The following is a 2,904-nucleotide window of genomic DNA, read 5'->3' on the forward strand; positions in this document are numbered from 1 at the left end:
AAAAACCACAAGAAACTGAACTAAAAAACGATAAACTTTCAAACAAAAAAATCAAAGGAGAAAATGAATTATGATTAACTATCAAGGCGAAGATTTTACAGAAACTGAATTTTATGGACGTGAAATTTTAGAAGCCATTCAACTGACAAATAAATTCCCTATATCTAAAAAAAAGCTAACAAGTAGTTTAGAAAAAATGATACATGAACAATTCGATTTAATTGATAAAGAAGAATTAAATCATTACATTCACGCAAAAAAATATGTTCAAACTTTGACCGAAGATGAAGTTAAAAATTTGTGTTTTGAAGTCAAAGATTTATACGAAGATGTCTTAAAAGAATTTGAAATTAAGCTCTAATTTTTTTCAAAAAGGGGGATTGGGGGACACCACCAAAAATAAAAAGATTCGTCTGAAACGAACAAAAATAAAATTGGAAATTTTAGATTTTGTGAGTGAAAGATGAATACTTTTTACTGTACTTGGGTACCCAAGTGCGAAGTTCACTAAAGACACTAACCCCCTATTTTGAGCTTTTAGAGTTGACAGATATTTGTGAGGTTGACAAGATGAAAATAATTGAAAATCGTGAGAGAAGTATACAGAAAAAATTTCGTGTAAATGAAAAAGAGAACGAAAGAATTAAATTGATGATGAGAAAAACTGGTATCACTAATTTTTCTATTTTTGCTAGACGAGCCTGTTGCAATAAAGAGATTTTTTCTATTGATTTTTCAGAATATAAAAATATTATTTCTGAAATTTCTGCGACAAAATCTGAACTAAAACGTATCGGAAATAATATCAATCAAATTGCTAAACATTTAAACGAAAATAAAAATAATCAGACAAAAGAATTGATGTCTGATTATCAAAAGCAATTAGAAAACTTGGAAAATAAAATTCAAAAAGTTGTTCATTTTATTTCGGAGAGGGAGTAAAAATGACAGTGAGTTATATGCCAAAACAATCGAACGGAACAGTTCATTCTTCAAAAGATTTAAAACAACTCATTGATTATGTGATGAACTCCGAAAAAACAAATGACTTTGAATATGTTTCCGGTCAAAATATTTTAGATATTCATTCAACCTGTGATGAAATGTTAGCGACACGAACAATGGCTATCGCTTTAAAAAACAAGCCACGAAAAAATGAAATTTACGGTTATCATTTTGTCCAATCTTTTTCGCCTGATGATCATTTAACCCCTGAACAAGTTCATGAAATTGGTTTAAAAACCATGAAAGAATATCTCGGAAGTTCTGCGGAATTTATCATCGCCACTCATACCGATAAGCCACACCTCCATAATCATATTGTGCTTAATGCAACTGACCCTTTAACTTTAAATAAATTTCAACAAAACAAAAATGATTTAGAACGATTGAAAGAAATTTCTGATAGAATTTCTAAAGAATATGGTTGTAAAATTATTGTCCGTCCTGAACAAAAATTAGGAAACTCTCACAAAAATTATTTGGTCTATCTTGCTCAAAATTCTTACCGAAAAGAGATTAAAAACAAACTTGAATTTTTAATGAACCATTCTCACACTTGGGAAGATTTTAAAACAAAAGCAAGAGCCTTAAATTTAAAAGTGGACGACACAAAAAAATATACCACTTATCTTTTAGAGGGAAGCGAACAAACCAAAAAAATTAGAGATAGAAGTTTAAAAAATGATAAATTTTTAAAGGAAAATCTAAAAGAACGGATAGAAAAAAATACCATTGGTTATTCAGTAGAGGAAGTCGTGAAACTTTGGAAAGACAAAGAAAGCATTCAAGAAAAAGGACAAGAAAAAGAAATTTCAATTTTGGTAGAAGATTGGCAAATTGAGAAAGAAACTGAAAATTTTTTATACGTAACGATTGATACTGTTTTAGATAAAGAAGCGACAATAAAGATACCTGCACGTTGTGTCGATAAATTAGAAAATGGCGATTATCAAGTCTTTATCAAAAATAAAGACCGATTTTCTTATCTTGATAAGAAAAGTCCGGCAAACAATAAAATCATGTATGGAACAACTGTTGCTAAAAATCTACAACGACAAAGTGGAAATGTCCCTCTTTATTCTGACAATGCCAATATCAAACTCAAACAAGTCTTTCATGAGTTCGATTTCTTGATTAGTCAAGGACTTGGTTTTGATAGAAGTTTTGAAACCATAGGAAAGGACTTAAAAGCCACCTATCAAGAAACAGAAAAGCAATTAGATAAATTAGATACAAAGATTATAGAGTATGTCGAACAAAACAAAAGTTTAGATTATGTAGATACCACTATCAGAGATACAATAAAAAATCTAAAACTTGAACGTGATGATTTAAGAGATACTTTATATAAAGTCGATAAAAACATTCAATATTATCAAAAATCAGAACAACGTTTAGAAGCCTATCAAAAAAATCAAAGTTCAAAACACAAAGCACGTGATGATGATTTTGAAATTTAGTCCGTTGAAAATTCTGATGAGTAAACAATAAAACAAGTCGGATCTGAAATTTTTGGGCTTTAAAATTTAAGAGCGGACTTTTTTATTTGAGTTTTGAAAAAACTCTATTTTTTACAAAGTAAAAAATAATGCTCCTGTCGTTGAGCAAACCAACGAAAAAGCACTAAAGAAATTGAAAAATGAATTTTTCACTCCCTTTAATGCTTGAATCGTCCTATAAGCTCATATTTTGCCTTTTAAGCCCTTTTAAAAGCATTCTGATGGCGTTTTATTCATTGAGTTGACTCCTCTCTAACATAAAACTATAACTTTAGTTAAAGTAATCTTTATTCTTCTTGAAATGCTCTATTAAGGCTTCTCTTATAACAGCCTTTGCTCCGCCTTGAAGTTTACCTTTCTTCTTTCCTGCTATTTTAATTGCTTCTTTGAGTGCTGGTTCCAT

General features: G+C 29.7%; 3 protein-coding genes. All 3 read left to right on the forward strand.

Going from position 1 to position 2,904, the window contains the following annotated elements; all coding sequences use genetic code 11:
- Positions 1-70 precede the first annotated feature (70 nt).
- Complete coding sequence (locus tag ABT160_RS46680) at positions 71-361, forward strand: hypothetical protein (RefSeq protein WP_351656438.1); 291 nt, start codon at positions 71-73, stop codon at positions 359-361.
- 95 nt (positions 362-456) lie between these two features.
- Entirely contained in the window at positions 457-942 is a 486-nt protein-coding gene (locus ABT160_RS46685) for a plasmid mobilization protein (RefSeq protein ID WP_276117874.1), read from the forward strand.
- A 2-nt stretch (positions 943-944) separates the two neighbouring features.
- Positions 945-2,462 (forward strand): relaxase/mobilization nuclease domain-containing protein, encoded by a 1,518-nt coding sequence (locus ABT160_RS46690; protein ID WP_351656441.1) that lies wholly within the window; start codon positions 945-947, stop codon positions 2,460-2,462.
- The last annotated feature ends 442 nt before the right edge of the window (positions 2,463-2,904 follow it).

Source organism: Streptomyces sp. NPDC001941 (assembly GCF_040296945.1).
Classification (GTDB): domain Bacteria; phylum Actinomycetota; class Actinomycetes; order Streptomycetales; family Streptomycetaceae; genus Streptomyces.